At 56.6% G+C, this 23936-nt stretch carries 20 protein-coding genes; 5 read left to right on the top strand and 15 right to left on the bottom strand.

The annotated features are described in order from the left end of the window. Nucleotides 1–3771: an AAA family ATPase gene (locus J2X43_RS29620; protein ID WP_310301117.1), complete on the top strand. Its 3771-nt coding sequence runs from the start codon at nucleotides 1–3 to the stop codon at nucleotides 3769–3771. A gap of 177 nt (nucleotides 3772–3948) precedes the next feature. Here the strand turns inward: J2X43_RS29620 and J2X43_RS29615 are convergent, their stop codons facing one another. The 3 genes from J2X43_RS29615 to J2X43_RS29605 are packed head-to-tail and all read right to left on the bottom strand — an operon-like array spanning nucleotide 3949 to nucleotide 5730. Further along, nucleotides 3949–4449 carry a thioredoxin domain-containing protein gene (locus J2X43_RS29615; RefSeq protein ID WP_310301116.1) on the bottom strand — a complete coding sequence of 167 codons (501 nt, stop codon included), beginning with the start codon at nucleotides 4447–4449 and terminating at the stop codon, nucleotides 3949–3951. Further along, on the bottom strand, nucleotides 4446–4838 hold the full coding sequence (locus J2X43_RS29610; RefSeq protein ID WP_310301115.1) for a hypothetical protein: 393 nt from the start codon (nucleotides 4836–4838) through the stop codon (nucleotides 4446–4448). Before J2X43_RS29610 ends, J2X43_RS29615 begins: the two co-directional genes overlap by 4 nt. After that, nucleotides 4795–5730, bottom strand: coding sequence for a LysR substrate-binding domain-containing protein (locus J2X43_RS29605; protein ID WP_310301114.1), 936 nt, complete (start codon nucleotides 5728–5730; stop codon nucleotides 4795–4797). The genes J2X43_RS29610 and J2X43_RS29605 overlap by 44 nt, the downstream gene beginning before the upstream one ends. A gap of 118 nt (nucleotides 5731–5848) precedes the next feature. Between J2X43_RS29605 and J2X43_RS29600 the strand changes: the two genes are divergently transcribed. Beyond that, nucleotides 5849–6826, top strand: a complete 978-nt coding sequence (locus tag J2X43_RS29600) for a malate dehydrogenase (RefSeq protein ID WP_310301113.1) — start codon at nucleotides 5849–5851, stop codon at nucleotides 6824–6826. A gap of 540 nt (nucleotides 6827–7366) precedes the next feature. On the opposite strand, the gene J2X43_RS29595 is transcribed toward J2X43_RS29600, so the two are convergent. The 7 genes from J2X43_RS29595 to copC all read right to left on the bottom strand — a co-directional run bounded on the left by J2X43_RS29595 (nucleotide 7367) and on the right by copC (nucleotide 12912). After that, nucleotides 7367–8281, bottom strand: coding sequence for a LysR family transcriptional regulator (locus J2X43_RS29595; protein WP_310301112.1), 915 nt, complete (start codon nucleotides 8279–8281; stop codon nucleotides 7367–7369). A gap of 12 nt (nucleotides 8282–8293) precedes the next feature. Next, nucleotides 8294–9061: an anti-sigma factor gene (locus J2X43_RS29590; protein WP_310301111.1), complete on the bottom strand. Its 768-nt coding sequence runs from the start codon at nucleotides 9059–9061 to the stop codon at nucleotides 8294–8296. Beyond that, on the bottom strand, nucleotides 9058–9585 hold the full coding sequence (locus J2X43_RS29585) for an RNA polymerase sigma factor (protein WP_310301110.1): 528 nt from the start codon (nucleotides 9583–9585) through the stop codon (nucleotides 9058–9060). Before J2X43_RS29585 ends, J2X43_RS29590 begins: the two co-directional genes overlap by 4 nt. Before the next feature lie 58 nt (nucleotides 9586–9643). After that, nucleotides 9644–11104, bottom strand: coding sequence for a YncE family protein (locus J2X43_RS29580; protein WP_310301109.1), 1461 nt, complete (start codon nucleotides 11102–11104; stop codon nucleotides 9644–9646). 19 nt (nucleotides 11105–11123) lie between these two features. Further along, nucleotides 11124–11609, bottom strand: a complete 486-nt coding sequence (locus J2X43_RS29575; protein WP_310301108.1) for a DUF305 domain-containing protein — start codon at nucleotides 11607–11609, stop codon at nucleotides 11124–11126. 74 nt (nucleotides 11610–11683) lie between these two features. Next, a complete protein-coding gene (locus J2X43_RS29570; protein WP_310301107.1) occupies nucleotides 11684–12544 on the bottom strand; it encodes a CopD family protein in 861 nt (286 codons plus the stop codon). Next, entirely contained in the window at nucleotides 12541–12912 is a 372-nt protein-coding gene (gene copC / locus J2X43_RS29565) for a copper homeostasis periplasmic binding protein CopC (RefSeq protein WP_310301106.1), read from the bottom strand. Before copC ends, J2X43_RS29570 begins: the two co-directional genes overlap by 4 nt. 220 nt (nucleotides 12913–13132) lie before the next feature. Between copC and J2X43_RS29560 the strand changes: the two genes are divergently transcribed. Next, nucleotides 13133–13777: a hypothetical protein gene (locus J2X43_RS29560; RefSeq protein ID WP_310301105.1), complete on the top strand. Its 645-nt coding sequence runs from the start codon at nucleotides 13133–13135 to the stop codon at nucleotides 13775–13777. A gap of 559 nt (nucleotides 13778–14336) precedes the next feature. On the opposite strand, the gene J2X43_RS29555 is transcribed toward J2X43_RS29560, so the two are convergent. After that, complete coding sequence (locus J2X43_RS29555; RefSeq protein ID WP_310301104.1) at nucleotides 14337–14537, bottom strand: hypothetical protein; 201 nt, start codon at nucleotides 14535–14537, stop codon at nucleotides 14337–14339. A gap of 825 nt (nucleotides 14538–15362) precedes the next feature. Here J2X43_RS29555 and J2X43_RS29550 point away from each other — a divergent pair. Continuing rightward, nucleotides 15363–16133, top strand: coding sequence for a response regulator (locus tag J2X43_RS29550; RefSeq protein WP_310301202.1), 771 nt, complete (start codon nucleotides 15363–15365; stop codon nucleotides 16131–16133). A 53-nt stretch (nucleotides 16134–16186) separates the two neighbouring features. On the opposite strand, the gene J2X43_RS29545 is transcribed toward J2X43_RS29550, so the two are convergent. From J2X43_RS29545 to J2X43_RS29530, 4 genes are all read right to left on the bottom strand, one after another. Beyond that, nucleotides 16187–17176 (bottom strand): cytochrome c peroxidase, encoded by a 990-nt coding sequence (locus J2X43_RS29545; RefSeq protein ID WP_310301199.1) that lies wholly within the window; start codon nucleotides 17174–17176, stop codon nucleotides 16187–16189. A 227-nt stretch (nucleotides 17177–17403) separates the two neighbouring features. Further along, the gene (locus J2X43_RS29540) at nucleotides 17404–19974 is read right to left on the bottom strand and encodes a two-component system VirA-like sensor kinase (protein WP_310301197.1); all 2571 of its coding nucleotides are present in this window, start codon (nucleotides 19972–19974) and stop codon (nucleotides 17404–17406) included. A gap of 445 nt (nucleotides 19975–20419) precedes the next feature. Next, complete coding sequence (locus tag J2X43_RS29535; protein ID WP_310301103.1) at nucleotides 20420–20941, bottom strand: isoprenylcysteine carboxylmethyltransferase family protein; 522 nt, start codon at nucleotides 20939–20941, stop codon at nucleotides 20420–20422. Nucleotides 20942–21411: 470 nt separating this feature from the next. Further along, nucleotides 21412–22701 carry a condensation domain-containing protein gene (locus tag J2X43_RS29530; RefSeq protein ID WP_310301097.1) on the bottom strand — a complete coding sequence of 430 codons (1290 nt, stop codon included), beginning with the start codon at nucleotides 22699–22701 and terminating at the stop codon, nucleotides 21412–21414. Between the two features lie 361 nt (nucleotides 22702–23062). On the opposite strand from J2X43_RS29530, the gene J2X43_RS29525 reads away from it, so the two are divergent. Further along, entirely contained in the window at nucleotides 23063–23836 is a 774-nt protein-coding gene (locus J2X43_RS29525) for an N-acyl homoserine lactonase family protein (RefSeq protein ID WP_310301096.1), read from the top strand. Nucleotides 23837–23936 lie beyond the last annotated feature (100 nt).

Raw genomic sequence — 23936 nt, 5'->3', positions numbered from 1 at the left:
TTGCGGATCTTGGCCATCCGCGGCGAGAATCTGGCAAGTCTTGGCGCTCCCTTCGAGATCGATCTTGCCGCAGAGCCTCTTGCAGGTTCCGGCCTCTTTGCCATCACTGGCGAGACCGGCGCCGGGAAATCGACTATCCTCGACGCGCTCTGCCTCGCGCTCTATGGCGAGTATCCGCGCGTCTCTGTTAACCGTCGTGAAAATACCCCCGATCCCAGCGGAGAGGCGATTTCAATTCATGATGGTCGGGCGATCCTGCGTCGCGGCGCTGGGAGCGGATATGCCGAGGTGGATTTCGTCGGGCAGGATGGCGAACGCTACCGCGTTCGCTGGGAGGCCAATCGGGCGCGGGGGCGAGCAAATGGGCGGCTGCAGAATGAGCAGCGCGCGCTGTATCGACTTGACGACGGCAGTGCGGTGGCGACCGGCAAGACCCAGGTCCGCGAGGCGGTGGAGACGAGAACTGACCTCACATTCGATCAGTTCCGGCGAACGGTGCTCCTCGCGCAGGGCGAGTTCGATGCCTTCCTGCTCGCCGCCGAAAGCGAGCGCGCGGAATTGCTCGAGAAGATCACAGGCACCGAAATATACGCAGCGATCTCGGTCCGCGTTCATGATGGCACGGAGGCACGACGAAGACTTGTCGTGCAATTGGAGCAGCGCCGAAACGACATCGGGCTTCTCGATGCCGAAGCCAGGCAAGCGCTGCTGGACGAGCAAAGTCAGCTTGTTTCGACCGTTGCTCAGAAAGGCACGGAGCGCGATCAACACAGCGAGCGGTTGGATCATTTCAAGCGCGTCGCTGCTGCTCGCGGCGATCTCGCACGGGCTGAGGCCCAGGCGGTCGCAGCGCGCGCCGCACGCGAAGCAGCCGCCAATGAGTATCAATCTCTTGCCGAGTTCGATCTCGTCGAGCCGCTTCGTCCGCTAGCGGGTAATGTACAAAATGCACGACGGACGGCAGCGGAGGCCAAGACCCGTCTCGACGGCTTGCTCATTGCGCGCGAGGAGGCGCGGACGCTGGATGCAGCGTCTACAACGCAATTGGCAGACGCTGTAACCGCCAACGTAGCGGCAGAAGACGTCCTCAAGAACTTCGGTCCCCTTTGGAGCGAAGCCGAGAGGCTCGACGCCGAGCTGACGACAGCTCGGACGGAGTTTAATGATGCGATGGAAAAATCGCAGCAAGCGGAAGCTACACTGCGCGATAAGGCCAATGCGCTGGCCACGATTGATCAGGCTCTCGGGCAGACATCAGAATCGTACCGCACAACCGCGGCGCAATTAAGCAATCAATCGGATCGCGTTCTTCTTGCTGATCGTCTTGGCGATGCGATGGACTTGTTGGCGAATCGGGGAGCGCTCCAGCAGGAACACGCTACAGCCACGGTGGCGGCCATTGGAGCGGAAGAAACAGCGACGCGATTGCAAAGTGAAATAACCACCCTGTTGGAAAAGCTCACCGAGGATCGTGAGCGAAAGAATGGCCTGAGTCGTGAAATCGCTGATCGAAGAGCCGGTCTTGCCGGCATCGACGAGGCGACGCTCCACGAACGAGACATCGATCTGCAGCGCGCGCTCGAGGCTCTGCGCGAGGCAAGTAGCGTCTGCGACCGGCATACTCGAGCATCGGCAGATCTAACACGGCGAGAATCAGAACACACGCTGGCGGCACAAGAGGTAAGCACGGCGAAAAGCCAAATTGTTGAAGCCGAAGCGGACCAGCTCCGCGATCGGACCGCACGTGCGGAAATTGTTCCAATCGCAGAGCTCGCCGACGAGGCTGTCTCATCTGAGGCCATTCATCTGCGCAGCCTGCTGGCCCCAAATTTGGCCTGTCCGGTGTGCGGCAGCACCGACCATCCGCATCTTGCGCATCCCAGCGCGCTGAATGAAATTGCTGCTAGGCTTCGCCGCCGACGCGAAGAACTCGATGCCGCGTTGACCACGACGGGCCAGCGTTTGGACGCTGCAACGCGCGCGCTCTCCGCTGGAGAAGCTCGCCAGACGGAGACAAACCGCGGAATCGATGTGGCGCGCGGACAAATTCTGGCTGCCAACAGCGCTTATGGCGAACAGTTGTCGTCCTTGAACGATCTCTGCACGAAGGCTGGGATCGAGGAGGGTGTACCTCCCGTTCTCGATGACCAGGCTGCGTCGAAACTGGCGGCCCATATCTCAGTCGCGATCGCAGAACGATCAGCCATTGCATCTCCACTCGCAAACGCGCGCCGTCTTCGGACTGAAATCGACGGTTTGCAACGGGAGCATGACGCGCTCGGCGAGGCGATCGAGACGACCGCGCGGTCCATCGACCAAAGACGTTCTGATTTCCACGCCGCGCAATTGAAGGCAACTGAGTACGCGGTTCAGGCGGCGGGCCTTGCTGAGCGCCTCATTTCCATTCGCCGTGAAATCACGCCGTTTCTCGCTGCAGCAGGTCTGGCCGTCGATGACCTCGATGTCGATCCCACCGGTGTTAGCGTTACGCTGTCAACAATCGCGACGGAGTATGCTGCCCTGCGCGAACAGGTTGGCCAACTTGAAATGACGCTCCAGCGTTTGGCGCCCGAGCGTGCAGCCGCGGGCGCCTCGCTTGAGCACGCGCAGGTGCAGGTGACGACGACAGCACTTCTTCTTGATCAACGTCGCATGGCCGAGGGAGAGAAGGCGCGCGCCAGAGCTCAACTTCTCGATGGCGAGGCGACAGCAAGCCACCGGACTCGGATCAATGAGGCTTGCCGGACCACCCGTGAGGCGCTCGCGCTCGCGCGCGAGACGAAATCCGCCACCGATGCAGCGTTCCAGGCGGCCGGCGCTCGTTGCGACGAGGCCGCCGCTGGATTGGAGACCGCCAAAGGCCGCAGTGCTTTAGCCGAAGAGGCATTCAACGCAGCGTGCCTGGATATTGCTCGCTCGTCAGACCAGGTTGCCGCGCTGATCGCAGCCGACCCAGCTTTGAGCAGAGCGTTGCGGGTCCGAATTCAAGAGATCGACCGAGGCGTGAACGATGCCGACACCGCAGTGGTTACGCGCCAGAATGACTTACACCGGGCGTTGGAAGGTTTCGACGAGACCACCGATGCAGAGGCGTTGGCCGCAGTCGTCGCGGCGTTGGCAACAGAAATCGGAGACTTGCAACAACGGACAGGTGTGCTTGCTGCTACGCTCGCGCGAGACGACGAGGCACGCCGCGCCACCGCAAATCTATCTGCGGAAATCGACACCGCGAAAGCTGAACTCGCAATCTGGCAGGCAGTCGACGATGCTGTCGGCTCGGCCAGCGGTGATCGTTTCCGCCGCTTTGTGCAGGGCATCACACTCGACCACATGGTGCTATTGGCGAATGATCACCTCCACGCATTGACCCCCCGCTATAGGCTCGCGCGGGGGGCAGCGTCCGATCTCACTCTGCATATCATTGATCGCGACATGGGCGACGAGGTCCGCGGGACGCGAAGCCTGTCAGGCGGTGAACGTTTCCTGGTCTCCCTTGCGCTGGCGCTCGCTTTGTCAGGTCTCGAAGGACGATCGTCCTTTGTCGATACACTCTTTATCGATGAAGGCTTCGGATCGCTCGATGCGGAGACGCTCGACCTGGCAGTAGATGCGCTAGAGACGTTACAGGGTAGAGGTCAGAAGGTTGGCGTCATCACGCACGTCCCCGCCATGATCGAGCGGATCGCCGTGCAGGTTCGTGTCGAAAAACGTGGGGCTGGCCGATCAGAGATTAGAGTTTCAGGCGGATCGACGCCGATGTGGCCTACGTAACGGTTCAACACAGTATTTGCATAAATATCAATAACCTGTGAAATTGGCCGAAGTGTTTGCGGTTCTGATCCTTTCAAGGCGACACCTCCTTAGGGCCAAACCGGGGTGCTATTGCGTCGAAAAATGCTGACGTTCCCCAACCCACCCATGACGCCGGTGCCTATTCCGTCTGAGTATTCAGTTCATCAAGAGTCTATGGTCTGCGACGGTGCGATCGAACTGAGCTTCGGTGATATTCAGATCAGAAGCAATCTCTCTAAGCTTGAACTGAAGATCGGTAGCCGCAGCGAGGTCATCCATCCACACTATGAACCTTTTCACCGTTTCGTCGACGCCGCCTTCTCCTTTAGCAAGCATAAAGATAACGGCGTCGACCGAATTGCGAAGGAAGGGCTTGTGGGGAATCTGCAACTTTCGGGATTCCACATAATCCTTCCTCAAGGCAGGCAGATAATTACGCTCAAACTCCAGACAATGAGAACAGGTTCGAGACGAATATACAGTGAGAGTGACAGGTGCTGGTGCTTGCCCATCGACGGTGTTTAACGGCTTGCTGTCGGCGGCTTGGTCGGCCAGCAGAGCCGCAAATGCGGCTCCATGAAGGAGCTTAAGAAGGGGACAGGCGGTTGGGAATTTGCAAAGTCGCACGGCAGTCGTCGTTATCGAAATGAGATTCATTCAGCCGCGAGGCAAGGCGCGACGAAGAGCGAACGATTGAGGATCCCGCGCACGGTCCGGATCGCAACCAATATCCACACGAAGCCCAGAAAGCTGATGAGAGTAGAGGCTAGCCAGGCTATCGGAGTAAGCGGAACAATCGTTGCAAGGCGCCCGGTGGCAACGGCGAAGACACCAAGCGGAAACGTATAGCCCCACCAGCCGATGTTATACGGAATGCCGTCCTTCAGGTAGCGCAGCGTGATCATTATGGCGATTGCGAGCCACCAGATGCCGTAGCCCCATAATATCAGCCCACCGAGAAGGCTTGCGCCCGCGATCGCAGTGGCCAGAGTGTTCAGACCGTTAGCCGAAAGAACTGCGGGTGCGTTCTGGCTCATTACGAACAAGCTGAGCGCCCCTGTTCCGATTGGTCCAAGTGCCAGCCAGCTCCCCCACCTTGCTGCGAAATCGCTCCTTGTGCCTTATGAGAAAGAAGGGACGAAGGCGGGATGGAAGCGGAAGTTCAACGAGAAGTCCGGCAGCAAGCTCGGCTTTTGCGGCACTGCGCGACGTCAGTGTGATACCCAAACCAGCTTCTACTGTTCCCAACACGGCCTCGTTGCTGGGGAGGACCATGACCACCTCGAGGGACGCAGTTTCGAGATGCATCTCCTCGGCAAGCGTTTCAAATGCGAGGCGCGTTCCAGATCCGGGCTCGCGCAGAACCCACGTGGCCTCCTGCAGGTGCGCGCCACCCAATCGCTTTTTCCGAGCAAGTGCATGTCCGGGAGAGGCCACGACGATCAACTCGTCGGTTGCAACAGCGCTGGAAGAGATCAAAGCGCGATTAATCCTACCTTCTACCAAGCCTATTTCCACCGATCCGGCTTCTACGGCGTCAGCCACGGCTTCAGTATTGCCGATCCGAACGTCGAACTTGATACCGGGATATCCGGCATGAAACGCAGCAAGCCGACGAGGCAGCCAGTAAGCTGCAATTGTGAGGCTTGCCATCACGGACAGCTCGCCACGTCGAAGCCCGGTCAAGTCATCCAGTGCCGCCTCGGCCGCGCGGGCTTCCGCCAGAACCCTCTTCGCGCGTTCCAGAAACACCCGTCCGGTCTGATTAAGGATAATTGAACGGCCAACGCGATCAAAAAGCGCGACCCCGTGTCTCTGTTCCAGCGCTAGTACCGCGGCGCTGACTGTCGACTGAGTCATGTTAAGGAACTTGGCCGCGCGCGTAACATGTTGATGTTCCGCCACCGCCACAAACATTCGCAGTTGCTCCAGGGTCATGAGCTGCATTCCTTCATCGATATCGACGATTATTTCGACAAGTATTATTCGATAGAAATGTTAAGCGCCATATCGATAATGCTGACAGCAACAACATTATGTCCGAGGTTCAGCACCCATGTCTCTGTTCACATCACCCAAGACAATTACAATCAGCGGCGCTGCAGGTCAGCTCTGTTATTCCCTTCTGTTTCGCCTTGCGGCGGGTGACCTTTTTGGTCCGCAGCAGCCAGTAGAACTGAGGCTCCTTGACCTGCCGCAGGCACAGACCGCACTCCGAGGCGTCGTCATGGAGATAGAGGATTGCGCGTTCCCGCTGGTCCAAAACATCGTAATGACGGACGATCCTGCTGTGGCATTCGACGACGCTGACGTTGTGTTTCTCGTAGGTTCGAGACCACGCTCGAAGGGAATGGAGCGGCGGGATCTAATGTCCGCGAACGCAGAGATCTTCAAGATCCAGGGCCAGGCTCTCAACGAGAAGGCAAAGCGGGATTGCCGCGTCTTGGTGGTTGGAAATCCGGCGAACACCAATGCCTCGATCCTGATCCGCAATGCGCCTGATTTCGACCCGCGCCAAGTGAGTTCGATGATCCGTCTCGATCACAACCGTGCACTCACCCAGTTGTCGCGCAAGGCCCGCTGCCAGGTCGGCGAGATTGACCGGCTTATCGTCTGGGGAAATCATTCCCCGACAATGTTCGCCGACTGGTCATATTCCCGCCTCGACGGGAAAGCCCTGTCCGACGTGATCCTTGACAAAAGTTGGTACTGTGAGGTCTTTATTCCGGAAGTGGCTCGGCGCGGCACCGCTGTCATCGAGACGCGAGGTGCTTCGTCGGCCGCCTCTGCCGCAAACGCGGCAATCGATCAGATGCGAGACTGGTTAAATGGCACGAGGGGTCGCTGGACATCGATGGCGGTGGCGTCCGAGGGGCATTACGATGTTCCAGAAGGGCTGATATGCGGCTTCCCGGTGATCTGTGAAAACGGGTCATTTCGGATTATTGAAGGACTCAAGCTCGACGACTTTCAACAGGTAATGCTGGCACGGACCGTCGCTGAACTCGTGGAGGAGCGGGACGCGGTCCGCTGACAGCTGTCAGCTGATAGGTCTCGGAGCTTCCGGTACGCGCGCAATCGCTCGTCAGGATACGAACCAGACCAAGAGCAAGATCAGGCCAAGTTAGACTTACTGCCAAGATCAAGCACTTTTATTGCCCTGCGCGAAAAATTTCGCAGGTAGCTGCTTGCTAAACCAGCCTGTGCAGCCATCCGCTCCAGTAGGTCCAGATCACGAGGCTTGTTTTCGCGCGCCGCGACCTGAGAGACGCTGATCTGAGCATTGATTTGTGATGCGCTTGACTTGCAAACGAACTGTCTCGGCAGATCGGGTGACGCTTCCGGTCGGAGGCAAAAACGCTGTAGCTCGCGGAAGCTTTCGAACGATCGAAGTTGAGCGCCGCACAGGCACGCCAAAACAGAGCCCACTCGTCGCTGGGCAATCACCCCAGCAAGCTAGCAATGAAAACTACTATCGAAAAACAGGCCATATAAGGTCAAGATTGAAAACGCGAGACTCTTCAGAAGGTGGAGGCAAGTTAGGTTAAAGGTCAAGCGCAACAAGATCGCACGGTCACCTGTCGGACCGTTGGTTGAGAACTTGAGTGACAAATTCGATGAAAGCGCGAACTTTCGGCGCGAGGTTTTTGCTCGAGGGAAACAGAATTGAAATCGGAGGGCCATCGCCTGCAAATGGCGCAAGCACTTCTACGAGCATGCCCGATGCGATATGGGGCTCCGCCATATACGTATGGAGCTGAACGACACCGCTGCCCGAAAGGCCGAAGTCCACCATTGCATCAGGGCTATCGCAGCTCAGCGTACCCTCGACATTGCGCTCAAGAGGCTTTCCCGTTTCCGTTTCTTTAAATTTCCAGGGGGCGAAGCCAGGCGGATCATGGGACACTCGTCTGACGCAGTCATGCTGGGCAAGATCGTCCAATGTCAGGGGCTCGCCATGAGCCGCAAGGTAAGCCGGAGAGGCGCAGGTTATGTATTTTACCGTTCCGACCCGCTTTACCATCAGGCGGGGATCTCGCGGATAGCCAATCCGCACCACTGCATCAATCCCCGCGGAAATCGGATCCGTCAGTGTGTCGGCGAATGTCGCCGCAATGCGCAGTTCCGGAAACCGGGACGTCAGGTTTCCCAGCATGGGAACGATACGGAGCCGGCCAAGTGCCGTCGGCATTTCAATCCGCAGTAGACCGCTCGGACGGGCGGCACGCTGCAGCATATCCGCTTCAGCTTGATCGAGTTCCTTGATGATTGCGCTACACCGCTCGAAAAAAAGTCTGCCGTCCTCTGTCATGGCCAGCGACCTTGTCGTGCGTTGAAACAGTCTCAGTTGCAACCTTTCTTCCAATCTGGAGACACTCTTGCTCACTGCTGAAGGGGAAATGCCAAGGGATCTACCGGCCGCCGCGAATCCTCCAAGTTCCGCCACGCGGATGAATGCCGTGATGCTTCCGAGCCGATCCGTTGCCAAACGCGCATTCCTTCAGATCTGCGACCGCACGGCGTCCGCAATGGGGTGCAGCCTATCGGGACCAAGCGAGCCGACCAGGCTATAACCCATGCCGTTCTCCGCCCAGCTCCAGCCATGAACGTCCTGTCGGGTGCTCGCGACCATGGGTTTATTCTGGTCAACCTGCATACGACGGGCTAGCATCACCAGGCGGTTTCCCTTGTCGTCGTCATACATCAGCATGAAGCCAGGACCGTGTGATGTCGGGATCACGCGCCCGCCCATGAGGCGATAGCCGACCTTGCTGAGATCCGGGATCGCGACCGCGCTCCCAACGGCCCCTGAGGCAATCTGTTTCAGGTCCGTCTTGCCATCTGCGCGTACTTCGACCGGTCTGACGGTGTCGGGCGAAAATACCGTATAGCTTGCGGAGGCCTCCTGCGCCAAGGCTGCGACGCCTTCACCCGAAGGCATGCTGAAACCTTTCAGCAACCAGCCGCCCGATCCGCCGATTGCCAAAAGAAGGACCGCGGCCGCAGCCATTGACGCAAACCGCCGCCCAGGAGCGGGTTCCTTGGCCTCGATCATGTGCGCCAGGTTTAGCCTGCTGGGAACTGCTTCGGCGGCGACCGGCGCGAGAGCCGACCTCAACGCTTCGGCGTCTCGTCGGTATGAACCGATACGCCGTGTAGCCTGATCGTTCTTTTCAAGAAAAGCCGACACTTCCAGATGCCGTTCCGCATCCAGTGCATTGTCGACATAGGCTTGAAGGTCGTCTTCGGTGATGGGTTTCATGTTCATTTCACCCTCCGGATATAGGGGCCGCTGGTGGAGGTGCCAACAGGCTTGCTTTCAAGGATCGTTCTTAACTGTTCGCGCGCGCGCGCCAATCGTGACATGACGGTTCCAACCGGTATGCTAAGGATTGTCGCGGCTTCCGCGTAGCTCAAGTCCTCCACCGTGATCAGGAGCAGAATACTTCGATGGTCGGGGGGCAGTCGCTCAATCGCAGCCAGGACGTCCTGTCCAAACAGCATATTTTCCTGACCTGCAGCAATGGAGGCCGTTCCTTCCGGCATATCGTCCAGTGGCACCATGCCGCTGCGTCGAGCATCTTGACGTAGCCGGTTGATCGCGAGGTTATGCAAGATGGTGAAAACCCAGGAGCGTGCGTTCTCATCGCGACGGCGACTCCAGTTCGACACAACCTTTTCAAGGCAGTCTTGGACAATGTCGTCTGCAGTCTCAGGGTTGCGCAAGAGACCGTGCGCATAGCGCCTGAGGGCCGGTATCATCGGCTCGACCTGGGAAAGCAAATCGCTCATGCCTTATAGTCTCCGTTGAACGCGATCCACGCAAGTGCGAAGATCGCGTTGGCTGTCGTCAGTCGGCTGACTGCACCTGCAGCACCTGGCCGGGCTTGCCATCGGCCGAAGAGGCGACGACGATGTAGCGGCGCTCGTCCTTGTGCTTGGATTCGACGATCTGGCGGATCGGGCCGACGGCGTTGACGATCGCAGAGCCTGCCGGATTAGTCATGAAGCTCGAAAGGCCCTGGAGCGGTCCACTGCCGTCTGCATTATCAGAGAGCGCCAGAACGTACATCTTCTTCGCCTCCAGACCGGTCACGGATGCCTGCAGAACCTGGGTGAGACCCTGATCGAACAGCGTCACACTTGTCGGTGCTTTCTTCTCCTTGTCCCCCTTTGCTTCAAGCGTGAGGTGCGCAGCAACACCCGCTGTGCCAAGCGGTTGCAGGTTCTGCAGACCATCACCTTCCGGCACCGCATTCGGCACGTAGTTGACGGCCTGAGCAGCCTGACCGATCGGAACAGTCGCAATGACCTTGTTTGTCAGTGTGTCGATCGCGGCCATCGCATCGGCGTTTTCCAGGCCGACATACACGCGGGTGCCGTCGCCTGACGGCCAGATGCCATGCGGCAGATTGCCGACGGGAATTGTCGCGACCTGATCGAAGTTATCCGTGCGGAACACCTTCACTTCGTTCAACCCACCGACCGTAACATAGGCAAAGCTGCCGTTCTTGTTGGTGACGAGGTTAACGTGGTTGGTGATCGGGCCGGTGTCGAGCGTCTTGATCAGATCGAAAGGTGCCTCGGCATTGAAGACCTGGGTCTTGCCGACATCCTTCAGTGTGAACCAGACCTGCTTGCCGTCGGGAGATGCGGCGATGTTAGGGCAGAACGGGCTCGCCTGCTTGACATGGCCGACGATCTGATGGTCCGCGACATTGACCACCACCGTCTCGGGATTGAAGGACGAGCAGATGTAGCCATACTTACCGTCGGGCGAGAAGATCTGCATGCCTGGTCCGGCAGGTACTTTAATCTGTGACTTTTCCTCATATGTGCTGGAATCGATGACGGAGATATAATCCTCGCCGCGCACGGTTACCCACACTTCTTTGCCGTCCGGCGTGAAGAAGGCTTCATGCGGAGAGCGGCCGACATAGGTCGTATGCTTGACGGTGTTGGTGGCGGTGTCGATGAAGGTTACGGAGTTGGAGCCGATCGAAACGACGGCAATCGTCTTCTTGTCCGGCGAAAACCCCATGCCATGTACGAGAACCTGGCCCTTGTAGAGCGGCGACAGGTTGCCCGGCTGGGGGTCGCCAAGCTTGATGACGCCGAGGAGTTTGTTTGTCGATGGATCGGTGACCGACACCGTGTTGGAGAACTGCTCGGCCGCATAGACGCGATCCTTGCTGCTGACGGGGATTTCAGGTGCGGAGGCTGCGAACGGCGCCTGGCCCGCAAAGGCTGAAAGAGGCAACAGGATGCTGCCCGCCAGCAAGCTGGCAGCAAAAGAGGTCCGGATTGTCATTGCTGATGTCCTTTTAGAATTACATTTTCATGTTGGGGTCCATGCCCTGCATGGTGTGGCCGGGCATGGGTTGGGCGGGGGAAGTCTCCGGTGCAACCTGTGTCGGGGCAGCCTCGGATGGGGGAAGCGGATCGCCGAGCGCGAGCTTCATGGCCGCGATCTCCTGCTGCTGATCCACGATGATTTCTTGCGCGATGCGCTTAAGCTGTTCGTTCTTGCCGTATTTCAGGAGGGCAAGAGCCATTTCGATCGCGCCCTGATGGTGGGGCGTCATCATGGCGACGAAGTCACGGTCGACATCGCCGGTCGGCTTAACCGACATGTCCGACATCATCTTGTCCATCGCTTCATCGTTCTCCGCTAGATAGGCAGCTTCCGTGTTCGCTGCCGCAACAACGGAGGGTTTTGGCGGCGCAACATCAGCGGCGAGCACAGCGGATGCCCCGCCTGCGGCAATCACTAGAGCAGCAAAAGCGTCTAAGATTTTGTAGGATCGTCCAAACATTGGTGTCTTCCTGTGTGAGGTCAGTTCTGTAGACATCCGGCATCCGGATCTATTCCACCACGCCCCAAGTTTTTTTAGGCGGGATCGTCGAGACCAAGCGAGGCCACCAGGGCAAAGGCTAAGAGGCCGAGCGCGATTTCAGCGGACGCTACCCAACTCAAAGTTCTCTGAGATGAACGCGGATGCGATCGGCAACGCGGTACCACCAAGTAGCGATTGACGATGGCCAGGCACGTCATGGACAGGGCGACAGCGATCTTGATGAGGAGCTTGACCTGATAGGGCGACGCCAGGTCCGTTGGAGGATGCCCGAGGATCAAGAGCGTGTTAGCCACGCCTGACAACAGAACCAGACCTACCGCGATATGGCCGGCCCCGGAGAAATTTCGGAGTGCGCGCGTCGCCTCAGCGCGTAGTTCCTGGTGCCTGACCATCCGCAAAAGCAACAGGAATGGAATGAGAGCGCCAACCCACGCCGTTGCGGAAAGGACATGCACGACATCGAGAAGGGCGGTGATAAGTGTCTCGCCACTATGTCCGGATGCCGCACTGCTGGAGAGTGCCAGAGCCGCTATTAGGACTGTTGTCTTCTGCCTACGACAGCATGCAGCGGCAAACATCAGGACGCATATCGCGGCATGGACAAGCATAACCCGTCCGAAAGTGGTGTCGAGCGCGACATTCAGGACCAAGTCCGGCATCAGGGCGGATGTCCATCCCGAGCCAATTGTTGCCACTTGGAGCGGAATCGCCGCCACGCTCGTTGCGGCCACCAGCACGCTGCCGATGAGAAGCGACCGCCGCAGCGCTCCTTGCAGATGGAGACGGACACTGCCCTGCGTAATGGCGGTGGCGAAGCCGCCGGCGCCCCAGCAATAGGCCAGAGCCGTGTCGTTGAGACACCTTCCAACAGCGAGGGCCTCCAGGGGGCTCATGGCGTTACGGTGAAGCGATAAGAGCCGGAAGTGGAATGTCCGTCCTTGGACAGCACGTGCCAATCGACCTTATAGATTCCCGGCCTAAGAGGCTCGGTCGGCATGATGGAGAGCTTGCTTGCATCCTCGCTACTCACGGTCGTGGCGCCCGTTGGGACCGGCTGGCCGGCTTCATCGGTGACTGCTATCGTCGAATATGCGGGCTCCAGGGCTTCGGTAAAGGTCAGAGTAACCGGGGAGGCTGAGGAGATTACGGTTGCTCCCTCGGATGGGGTTGCCACTTTCAAATGTGAATGAGCCCAGACCGGTCCGGCAAAAGCCAGCCCACATAGTAGAACGGTGAATGGCCCGGGGAGTTTGGAAATCATGTCTCTGATCCTTCGTGACAACTGCGTCTAGGATCGTAGACAGCCGGTTCATGGATATATTCCATTCCATCGACAGATTTCGCACACTATCGTCCAGCGCCCGAACCGTATTTGTAGTAGGAGCGGGAGCCAGTCCTACAGTGTGCTGCCCTTGCGCTCTCCGCCGCCACATTTCTTCGGTATCAGTGCTTCGTAGCAAGCGAAGGAGAGATGCTGAGTTTTGTCGATTCATCAAGCTTCAATGATTGGTCTCTTCACCATCTTGAAGCTAAAGGGCGTTACCGCAAAGGGCGTCAGCTCTGGTCAAGCTAGCGGGTTCAAACATGTCCTTATTTGCGAAAGGATTGAACGAGCAATGTTTGTTTCGAAAAAACCCTCTTTAGATCCATTATATAGCTATTCACCGAAACGGAAAGCTGGCAGTTCCGACGCGGATGTGCTTGACGGTTTTAATTTTGACCCTGTCGACGGTCCGAAATCAGAAACGTCTTCAAGAAGCATGAGTGGCGTCTCAGTAAAACCATCGTCGTCTGGCTCGGCCGTCGCAAGCGAAGGCTCCGCGCTCAGTGCACATGGTGAGGAAATGTTTCGACAAGCAACTGGCTACACCATGATCAGATCGAGCGAAGGTGTGAGTTTTGCCGATTCCAATGGTGAGCCACCGCCTCCAGACAAGTTGGCGATGCTCACGGCGGCTTCAAAGGCGTTTTCAACCGGGAACACCAATGGACATCCTCTACACTCAGGGATTAGCCTTCACACAGACGATCTGGAAACGTCTCTCTCGCAGATCGGCGTTCAAGCCAGCGATCTGGAAATGTACGAAAATCTTATGACCATATTGAATAAAAGCCTGATATCGTAGCGCGGAACGGAGAAGACCGCGCCGACTTTCACGGCCACGCTCCGTTCGGATTAAACGTCAACCAAAGCCCTATCATTAAGTGATAGCATTGAGGTCACCGTCGCGGCGGCGACCTCTGAATTTGACTGCACTGGAGGCGATACGGTATCTGAACCTGATGTCAGCGCTGAAGCGCTGGTGATGAGGCTGGTAGACGCGCTCCTGCGTGACAGCAAAGGTTTCATTAACAGTCTTCGCCAAACGTGTACCACGGCAGCTTCGAAGATTTCTTGCGAACAACTCCTTCAAAGGCGGATGCCGATCGCCGTATTTTCTTCAGGAGATGCAACCCAGTAGCCGTAGTCTGCGGCATGGTTCAGAAATGCAGCGATTTCTTCTGGCTACGGGGGGCGAGGACATCCAACGGTTGACGGCCAGCTTCCAGAAAAAAGCGGTTCATTGCACCTGTCGTGACAAGTAGCAGTTTTGCTCCAGCCGCTGACGCGTTCCTTAAGGCATGGGGTTCGTTAGGTGCAAGATCAACCAGTTCCCCAGCACCGACGCTATGCCATACCTCGGCTTAGTAAGCCTCGGCCTCGCCTTCCAGAACGTAGAATGTCTCGCGGTCCGCATGGCGGTGCAAGGGTACGACGGTGCCCCGCGTGACGAAGCCGAGGATAATTGCGTAATCTTCCGGATTTGTTGCGTTAAGGGTGAGTGCTTTAACAAGAGGGCCTAGCACATCGAGCCAGCCCTCGCCGTTTACGACAGTGAAGCTCATCATCTATCCTTTCCGTTGAAATGCGAGCCGCTTTACGGGCTGCCCAATGGTTCGCCACGCAAAATGGCATCTGCTTGGGAAGCGTGGCGTTGCCACCTGGAGATGGCGCCATCGACGTAGTGGCTTATGCGCCGCCGCGAGAAGTCTGAACCCTTCCAGGGCTCTACCGATTTCAGGGTAACAAAGTCGCGTTTCAAACGTCATAAGCGGCTGATGCCACGCGTTACCACATAGCGCCCGAACCTACGGGTCTGGAGCGATGCCGTACGATCTACGGCAAAGTCGAGACCCGCAATCTCCGCGTTCGACCGGAGAACTTGCACTTTTGAAGATGGCATTCGTGATTTACGGGAACAAGTGCCCGGACACTGGGGTGACTTCTGTCTTTGCCAAAGCGGCGCTAGCTCTAACGCGTAGACGTTCAAGCGCTCGCGCCGCTCAATGTCGAGGACTAGTTTCGCAAATGCACCCTCCAGATGAAGAGCGCTAGCTCTTCACTCCATGAGGGCACATGCGCAAGATTATTTCAGGCGCCGGGGAATAAGCTTCGAATCCTAATGTCTACGGTTCCGAAGATGCCAAGGAGCAGCATCAGACAGGCTGTGACCCACAATGTCTCCGTCGCCCCGCCATTGCCGCATGTCCGCCGTGACAGATGCAACATCGGGATTGGAAATTGAAATTTTGCTGAAGGAATGGATGCCTACTGCGGGCAAATTCAGCGCCCGTGGCGCGCAATGGCTGTTCAGGTACCAAGAGTTGCCATCACGTGCAATCGGCGCGCCATGTTTGCATGTCCATATCGATGATAATATGAGGAATACTGTGAAGCATATTTTGGTCGTTGACGACGATAGCGCCATCAGAAACATGCTGGCGGACTATCTGGCAAAGTTCGCCTACCGGGTCACGGCTGTTCCGGACAGCCAGACCATGTCACGCGTACTCAATACCGAAGCAATCGACCTCGTGGTGGTTGATCTCAATCTCGGCTACGAGGACGGGCTTGAAATTGTCAGAAACCTTTCTGGCAAGACAGATGCACCGATCATCGTCATCAGCGGGGACAGGCTCGAAGAAGCCGATAAAGTCGTTGGACTTGAGCTCGGAGCGTCCGATTATATCACCAAACCGTTCGGTTTGAGGGAGTTTCTGGCGCGTGTCCGTTCTGTCACGCGAGAGCGGCCCAAAAAAGCCAATGAAAAAGAACGTAAGATTTTTCATTTCGATGGGTGGAAGCTGAGCGTCCGTCTGCGTCAACTTCTCTCTCCCGAGGGAGATGAACTCAAGCTCACTGCTGGTGAATTCAATCTTCTTGTCGCATTCTTGAAGGCGCCGCGGCAAATTTTGTCCCGGGAGCAGTTGCTCGCGGCAAGCCGGGTCCACGAAGAGGAAGTTTATGACCGGAGCATCGATGTTCTGATATTAAGGCTCAGACGAAAGCTGGCTCTTTCGGTTGCGGGTTCGTCGATGATCAAAACCGAGCGTGGCGTCGGGTACTATTTGGACACCGACGTTGTCACCGAACAGTTAGCCCCATTGCGCAGTTCCCCTCGCATCAATTCCAATGGACCTTCGGACAGTTCCAATACGTGATACTTGAAGGCTTTCTCTGTACGATCTCCAGGTTAAGTTGATCGCGCGGCTGGTCACTTTTTTGCCTTCAACGGTAATCCTTTATATTCACCCGTGAGGGTGTTCAGAAAACTGACGATGGCGTCTATGTCTGCCTTTTGGATTTCCTCGCCCAACTGACTTTTCGCCATCACATCCACTGCATCAGCAAGGGTGGCAGAGCGGCCGTCATGAAAATAAGGTGCGGTCAACCCTACATTGCGCAGGCTGGGAACCCTGAAAACGCCTATGTCAGCATCGGCATGCGTGATGGTAAAACGTCCCAAATCGCCATCGTAGCTGGGATCGGTGTTGGGCTGTGGTCGCGAGAAGATCCCAAACACCTGAAAGAGGTTGCCGCCGATGTTGGAACCTTGGTGGCAGGATACGCAACCCAGATCCTTAAACAGTTGGTAACCGCGCATTTCTTGGGATGTGAGTATATCGGCTTCTCCCTTGAGATAACGGTCGAAGCGCGAATTGGGTGTAACCAGGGTCTTCTGGTAGGTGACCAAAGCATCGAGGACAGTGTCGCGCGATGGCTCCTCAGCGTAAGCCCTTTCGAAAAGCGGCGCGTAGCGACTGTGGCGCAGCTTCCCGAGTAATGTCGGCCAGTCACTCGCCATAAGATCCGGATCGAGCAGGACAACTTCATTTTGTTTTTCCAGGGACGTGAAATTTCCGCGCCATCCAAGCCTGTAATTGTTCGCGACATTAAATATAGTTGGGGCGTTATAGCGATGAAGGCGACCACTGTAGCCAACAGTTCTGGGCATGCGCGCGGTTCCCCCAACATCCAGATCGTGGCACGCCGAGCACGAGAGCTGGTTCTTGCCAGAGAGGATCGGATCTTGGAACAATTCCTCCCCGAGCGTTATTTTATGAGGATCGAGAGCCGGAGCCGGTTCGAGCGGGGATATCGCCTCGCGTGTTCTGACGCCGGTGTCAGATGAAAATACGCTGGCTACACCGCACGCGATAAACAGGGTGAAGGTAAGAATAATACCTGCCGTTCTCATAGACATAATCGTCACGTCAAAATCATCATGTTGCTGGGCATCATCTCTTTGTCTGTGACCGGGCCCTGGGCGCGGCCGAGTGGCAGCGGGTGACAGGCATTATAGCGCAAAGGTGACCAGCTCTTTCATCGAAGTTGGAAAGAAGGGTTACAATTGAAACGTCCACACTTCAAAATGGACGATCGACGAACAAGCCGCCAATCGGGGACTGCCGGGTTGCATAGCCGAGACCGTTAAAGCGATGAATTGGGGTTTTCCGCTGCCTCCGCGCCCAGGCTACGTGAACGCCTTTGAATGCGGTCATGAACAGCGTTTGCAAGCGTCTTCGCGCTCACGGGCTTGCGGAGGATCTCTGCGTCTGCGAAATTACTCCGGATGAAAGGGTCACTACGGCCCTGCGGTGTAATGACAATATATGGCCCACGCGGGTAGACTATTTCCTGACATCCTGGCGAAGGCGCCTGGATTGAGCCACTATCAATAATCAGAAGGTCGAGCTTTGACTGCTCCCCATTTAGCCATTGATCGAGGGAAATGACGTCTGAAAAGCCGATGGGCTCGTAACCGAGCGCCGCTAATTTTTCCTCATACATCATTCTTTGCGTTTGATCGCGTTCCAGGACGCCGACAAACTCTCCGCGGCCGACCGGGACGGCGGCCTCAATGAAGAAGTCGCTGAGCGATACAGGCGACCGTCGGCATAGCGGTAAATAGATCCTAAATTGCGTGCCCATGTCGGGCGCGCTTCGAACATCAACATGGCCGCTCAGCGCGACTACGTTGCCATGGACAGCCGCGAGACCAAGACCGGTCCCTCCTTGATGTGTTCTCGTGGTGAAGAAGGGTTCGAAGATGTGTGGCAGTACCATTTCTGGAATACCGCTTCCATTATCGGACACCGAAAGCAAGATCCAGCAACCGGCGGGGAGGTCGCCATGTGACAGAGTGGATCTCTCGGCCGTTTCGACAACAGACACTTCAAGCTCGATTCTACCTTTGGCCCCGATCGCCTCCGCTGCGTTCTTACAGAGATTCATTGCGATCTGCTGGATCTCGATCGGATTACCGAGAACGACCGCTTTCCGGTCAGGGAGCTTTGCTGACAGAGCAACATCGTCGCGGAGCGAGATTTGCAGCAGGGGCAGAATATCACTGACAATTTCCACCACGTCGATCGGTTTGGTAATCCTCTCTCGTCTTCGGCTGAGCGTGAGTATCTGATCGATGATTTTCTTAGCGCGCTCCCCAGCACTTATGATTTCCTGAACAAATTGGGATGTTGGCGATCTACGCTTCTGTGAATGTAGAGCCATTTCCGCATAGCCGAGCATTGCCCCCAATATGTTGTTGAACTCATGTGCTATGCCCCCGGCCAAGGTTCCAACTGCCTGCAGTCTCTCCGCGTGCTCAAGACGGCGCTCCAGTATCTCTCTTTCCGAAAGCATTTTGTGCTGGTCAATATTTTGCAAGATGACCTGCATCATCGCAGCCATAACGCCGATTTCCTCATCGTCTGGTCTGGTCTTTGCCTTGTCGTATTCAAGGGCCATGACGCCTGCCAATCTGTCCGACAGTCTGAGGCCGAGAACGAGCCCTCCGCTGACGGCGCGCCTGCATCTGACATCGACGCTTGGCGGTGGCAAAAGGATACTGATGGGCTTCGACGAAAATCCTGTCGTGGCTCCGCCATCGATTATCTGCTTCAGAACCTGATGTCGAAACGATGTCGTTGAAGGTCTCACGATTGCGGCACTACCGTAGGTTTCTTCGACCTCTCCACTTTCCTGGTGTATGGTCGAAAACTGAAACGCATCCGCTCCAGCGAGGTCCCGGACCTGTTGTAAACTTCCCTTAAGTGCTTCCTCGAAACGCTCAAGCCCGGCATTGTCGAAACACGACTTGAGGTTGGAAAGTGCCGCCTCAAAGTCGAGTTTCCGCTTCAGTCGATCGGTCTGGCGACGTAGCCTGTAGATGAGGCTGACGACATAACCGCAAAGGGCAACGGATATCGAGCCCAAAAAGATCCGGCTCCACGAGGCACGAAGGCTAAGGCGCCCATATTCCTCAAGATATTCCTTCTGGAGATTCTGGGCACGAACGGATGTAATCGAGGCCTGCACATCGGCCACCATGCGATCAACTTCTGGGAGGGTAGATAATATGAGAAGGCCATGAGAAACAAGGCTTTGAACCGAAGCGCTCTTTCCCGTTTCCGCGGCGGTCATGCTCTCCAGTTTCTGCCGCAAGGATGCAGCAAGATCAGCGTTTGGCTGCATCGAGAATTGCATCATCTGATTGCTGAGATCGGTGGGTATTCTAACGACGGGTTTTAACGGATCCTGCCCGGCATGAAAGCGACCAAGCGTCCGACCAAAGATCTGCAAAGAATTCTGAAGGAGGGAGTTCTTCGTCTTGAACCCTTCTACTACCTCTTCATTCTCGGTGACCGATCGATCAAGATAGTCAAGCAAGGTCCAGAGTTTTGTGTCTCCTGACGCGCTGCTATTGCTTAACAGCGTGCGAAGGCATTTCATAGTCTTGTGCAAGTCGACGATCGACGCGACGATCGGGTCGTAATTCTCCAGGATACCGTAACGGGATTGCAGAACGTCTCGCTGCAGCGAGGCAGCATTCACATCCACTGCGCGAAGAGCTGTGAGTGTGGCTTCGTGCGTTTCCCGGTCCGGACCTCGCCCTGTTGCCAGCGCAGCAAAAATCACGGCGGCCATTGTGAGTGAAATTATCACCCAAGGTTGACTCGCTACAGTGTGTCGCCCCCTGAAAAGCGAGCTCAGCCATCGCATCACATTCGTGGTGATCATTTTTTATCTCTGCGGCAGTTGTTCAGCGTCCGCAACTAACCTTCGCCTTGAATCCCCGAGGGTATTGTCCATCCAAATGTGAAGGAATTGCACCGCTGGCCGGAGCCGGAGCACATCCTTGCGCACCGAAATGTGCCTACCCACATGAGGTATTTAGTTCAACGCAAGAGTTGGCGAACGTCCACGATCGGGGAAAACATCTCCCGCTGGCTGGAGGCCACACTCGCATTCGTCGAGACGAACGCAGCGCAACAGAGAATAACTTAAACACGCGCTTGCAAAACGTAAGAAAAATCCGGTTACAAATGTAACCGAAGCACCGAAAGATGTTTTCTTCCGTCCGAGGGACTAGGATCCATGTCGATCAATCGACCCACATTCCTCTGCGCCAGGCCGGTCGACCTGTTTTCCTGCTTGAGCTGCGCATTCAGTAATCTGTAAAGCGCGCCCGCATCACAGCCTCCTCCTGTCGAATGCGTATTGTCAACGGAATGGCATAGATGACCAGCCCAACGAACAAAGTAACGTGCGCATTCAGAACCAGCGCCAGACCTGTCAGTTCAGGCAGGATGTTCAGGAAGTAATTAGGGTGTCGGAACCAGCGAAACAGCGGGTGTTGGATGAGCGTGTGATCGCGTGCGATCAGCAGCTTGACTGTCCAGAGCGGCCCAAGCAACCGGATGACTGACGCAAGCACCAACATACCGACAACATAAAGGAAAAGGCCTAACCAAACGTAGGGGCTAAGATCGTGCGGTCTCCACACGGCCTCAAGCATCGAAGAGACGTAGTATAGAACATGGGTGGTGGCGAGCACGGTCGAGTTCTTGCGACCAATTTCAACTGCGCCCGATTTTTTCAGGGCCGCTGCGTGCCGGACCGAAATGGCCAGCGACGCCACGCGAAAGAAGATTGCAAGAACACAGAATAGGACGATGTATGTGGCCATGAAATGTTTCCTGGTGATTAAGCTGAAGTAGCGGATTTCCGGTCGCAGCCATTGTTTCGATCGTGCTGACGGTTGCGCGTTAAAGGCAACCACGCCGGCGCAGCTTTACCGACACCGCCATTCGATGATGAGATTGTCAGCAACCAGCAGCCCCAACTCGAGATGCCGCACAGAAACCTCGACGTACTGGTGCAACGGGCATTCGTCGAGGCTATCGGTCAAGACGACCGTTGATGCAATGGATCGATCTTTTGCAAGCCGGAGGCATGCCTCGACTTCGAAAATCGAATAACATGGGCATATCACGGTCTGCTGCGCCGGTCGTGGCGAACACCACGACCGGACAATCGCAGACATCCGCACCCCGATCTTTTCAATGAAGCGGGTAATGTGCGATGTCACAGGGCTGCAAACGATGTGGTGGGGCAGGGGCATAGGGAGGTCCTCTTTAGGCGCTGCTAGGACGGCTGCTAGCTGAGGCAGGCATCAGCCAGGGCAACGGCGACTTGCTGAAGGCTCTCCGGCATATGGTTGGGCCGTGCCTCCGTCAGACAAAGATGACCACCGGTGGTGGCGACGCCGAACATTCGCTCATTACGGATACGTCCGAGAACCATCGGTCCCCACACCGCCCTGAGGCTTGTTGCGCCCTCTGAAAGATCTGTATCAACCGAGCCCAGATTGGAAACGACCGCATCATAGGCGAGCGAGCCGACAAGGCCGCAGGCGACGTCAACGGTGGCGTTCCTTGGCAATGCGCCATCCACCATGGAGACACTCTCGATAAGGTGCTGCGCCGATCGCAAAGGGTTGAGCTCATCGGTAAGCCGCCTTGCCAAGTCCCAGAGCGGGGCTCGTTCGGCGATGGAAACGCGAAGCGTAGCTGCTGTTATGAACAATCCCATTTCATCCGGGCCGATATTGAGTGCGTGACGGAGACTGATCGGCGACATGATCGCGTAGCTTTCAGCAGGGTGTTGTGAGCGGTTAGCCACCGCGACCGCAGCGCAGATTGCACCATGCACCGTGGTGCCCTCCTGCCGGGACCTCTTGATGAGCGCTGATGTCAGATCAACGGGCAGTGCGATGGCGTTCACCTTTGGCCGATCGGCCTCAAAAGGTCGCCACAACGGTCGTCCGGCAATAGCGCTTATGGTTTCAAGGTCGGGTAGTACAGGCGATGTTCTCTCGCCAGCGGCACGGGCCTCCGCGCCGCGAATCCGCCGCACCAGATCCTCAACCGAATCTCTCTCCGGCGAGAGCTTAAGCTCCGCGCCGTTCAACGCGTGAACCAGGTCCTGCAAGAGAGCGATTGCGGACAACCCATCGGCAATCGAATGATGGAAGGTCAGAACCACGACAGCCTGTTGAGGATCTGCGCTGCCTTTGAGGATAGATGTCCGGATCAGCGGCCCCATCCAGGGGAAAAATGGCTTCGCAAGCTCCGCTTCGACAACTGGCCTCCAATCGGTGGAGCCGTCGCAGGTGGTGACCTCTATCGTTAGTGGCTTGTTGTGATTGACAAAAGCTAGCCCGTCTTCACAATCTTCGATTGCAAAACGAAGATTGGCATGCCACTGCCGCACCTGTTCCAGCGCCTTTTGAAAGTCGGTTTCGTCGATATGACCTTCAAGTTCCCCAACGAGGCAGAAGTGACGGTGATGCCTTTTGGAGTAGAGATAGAGGAGTCGCTCATGCGCGCCAAGTTGGCGTGAGCTTCTGTCCCTGCGGCGGTTGGCATCATAGTTGCTCTTGGTCACTGGCCTCTCCAAATTCGTTGGCGAGGTTCTGTGCGGCCGATGTAGCCCTATTGTTTCAAGTTCCGGGAAGTGTGTTTCAGATGACGCCGAGTTAAGACGTAGGCGGGTCAGTTCGCGGTAGACGCTTTCGCCGAAATCCCGGCACCTCAACGCGTCTCATGATGCGGCTGAGGGCAGCGTTGCCAATAGAAAATGACATCTGAAACACGAAGCGCTCGAATTGTAACGGGATGGCGGCATAGCCCGGCGAAACCAGCCGGGGAACGTGGTCATGAAGTGACGACCTTCCTCACCCGTCTCGTAGTGAATGGAGCAGAAAATGGGTCCGCGCCTTTATGCAATGACATGCGGATGGCTTACCATGCCATACAAGCTATTCTTGAACGGCCGTGATGGCTGGCTGGCTATCCCAGTGCCGAGCTACCTCATTGTCCACCCAAAGGGCACTGCCCTGTTTGACACTGGTCTTGAAACAGCTCTCCAAAGCCCCGATCCGGACCATATCAGACGAACGCTGGGCAAATTCGAACCTCTCGTGAAGCCCGAGTTCAAGCCGGGCGAAGACGTCGCAGAGCGGTTGAGGGCATTCGGCGTCGATCCCGAGAAGATCGACTATCTGATCAATTCGCACCTGCACTTCGACCATTGCGGCGGTAACGAGCTGATCAAGAACGCTCGGCTGGTTCTCCAGAAAAAAGAATGGGTCGCCGCAACGGCGCCAGAAACGATTGAGCTGAACAGCTATTTGACCCGCCAGTATGACCTTGGTCACGATAAACTACTCGTTGATGGCGAACACGACCTATTCGGTGATGGCAGCGTGGTGCTCATCCCGACCCATGGCCATACGCCCGGCCACCAATCACTTAAGGTGAAGCTTGAAGACGGGGAGGTCATCCTTTCGGCCGACGCATGCTATCTGCGCCAGACCCTTGAAGAGATGATCATGCCTGATCCTCCGTTTGTTCGAGACGAGGCCGCAATGCTGGAGTGTTTACGTCGTCTCAAAAAATACCAGAATGACGGGGTTCTCATTGTGTTTGGCCATGATCCTGAGCAGTGGAAACAGCTCAACCAGGGTCCCATTCGCGAGTTGACTCACGCGACTGTGGCTGCAGCGGCTAGGGGGGTGTGATGGCTCGGCGGCGTGCCGGTCCGCATCCACCACATATCACCGGGGCGCCGGCAAGGCTGACTGCGAAATCGCTATGTTTAATTTGTAACAATGCAGCAGC

Origin of the sequence: Rhizobium sp. BE258, assembly GCF_031457345.1 — a bacterium.
In the GTDB taxonomy this organism is placed as follows: Bacteria; Pseudomonadota; Alphaproteobacteria; order Rhizobiales; family Rhizobiaceae; genus Rhizobium.
This window is presented reverse-complemented; position numbering and strand designations above follow the sequence as displayed.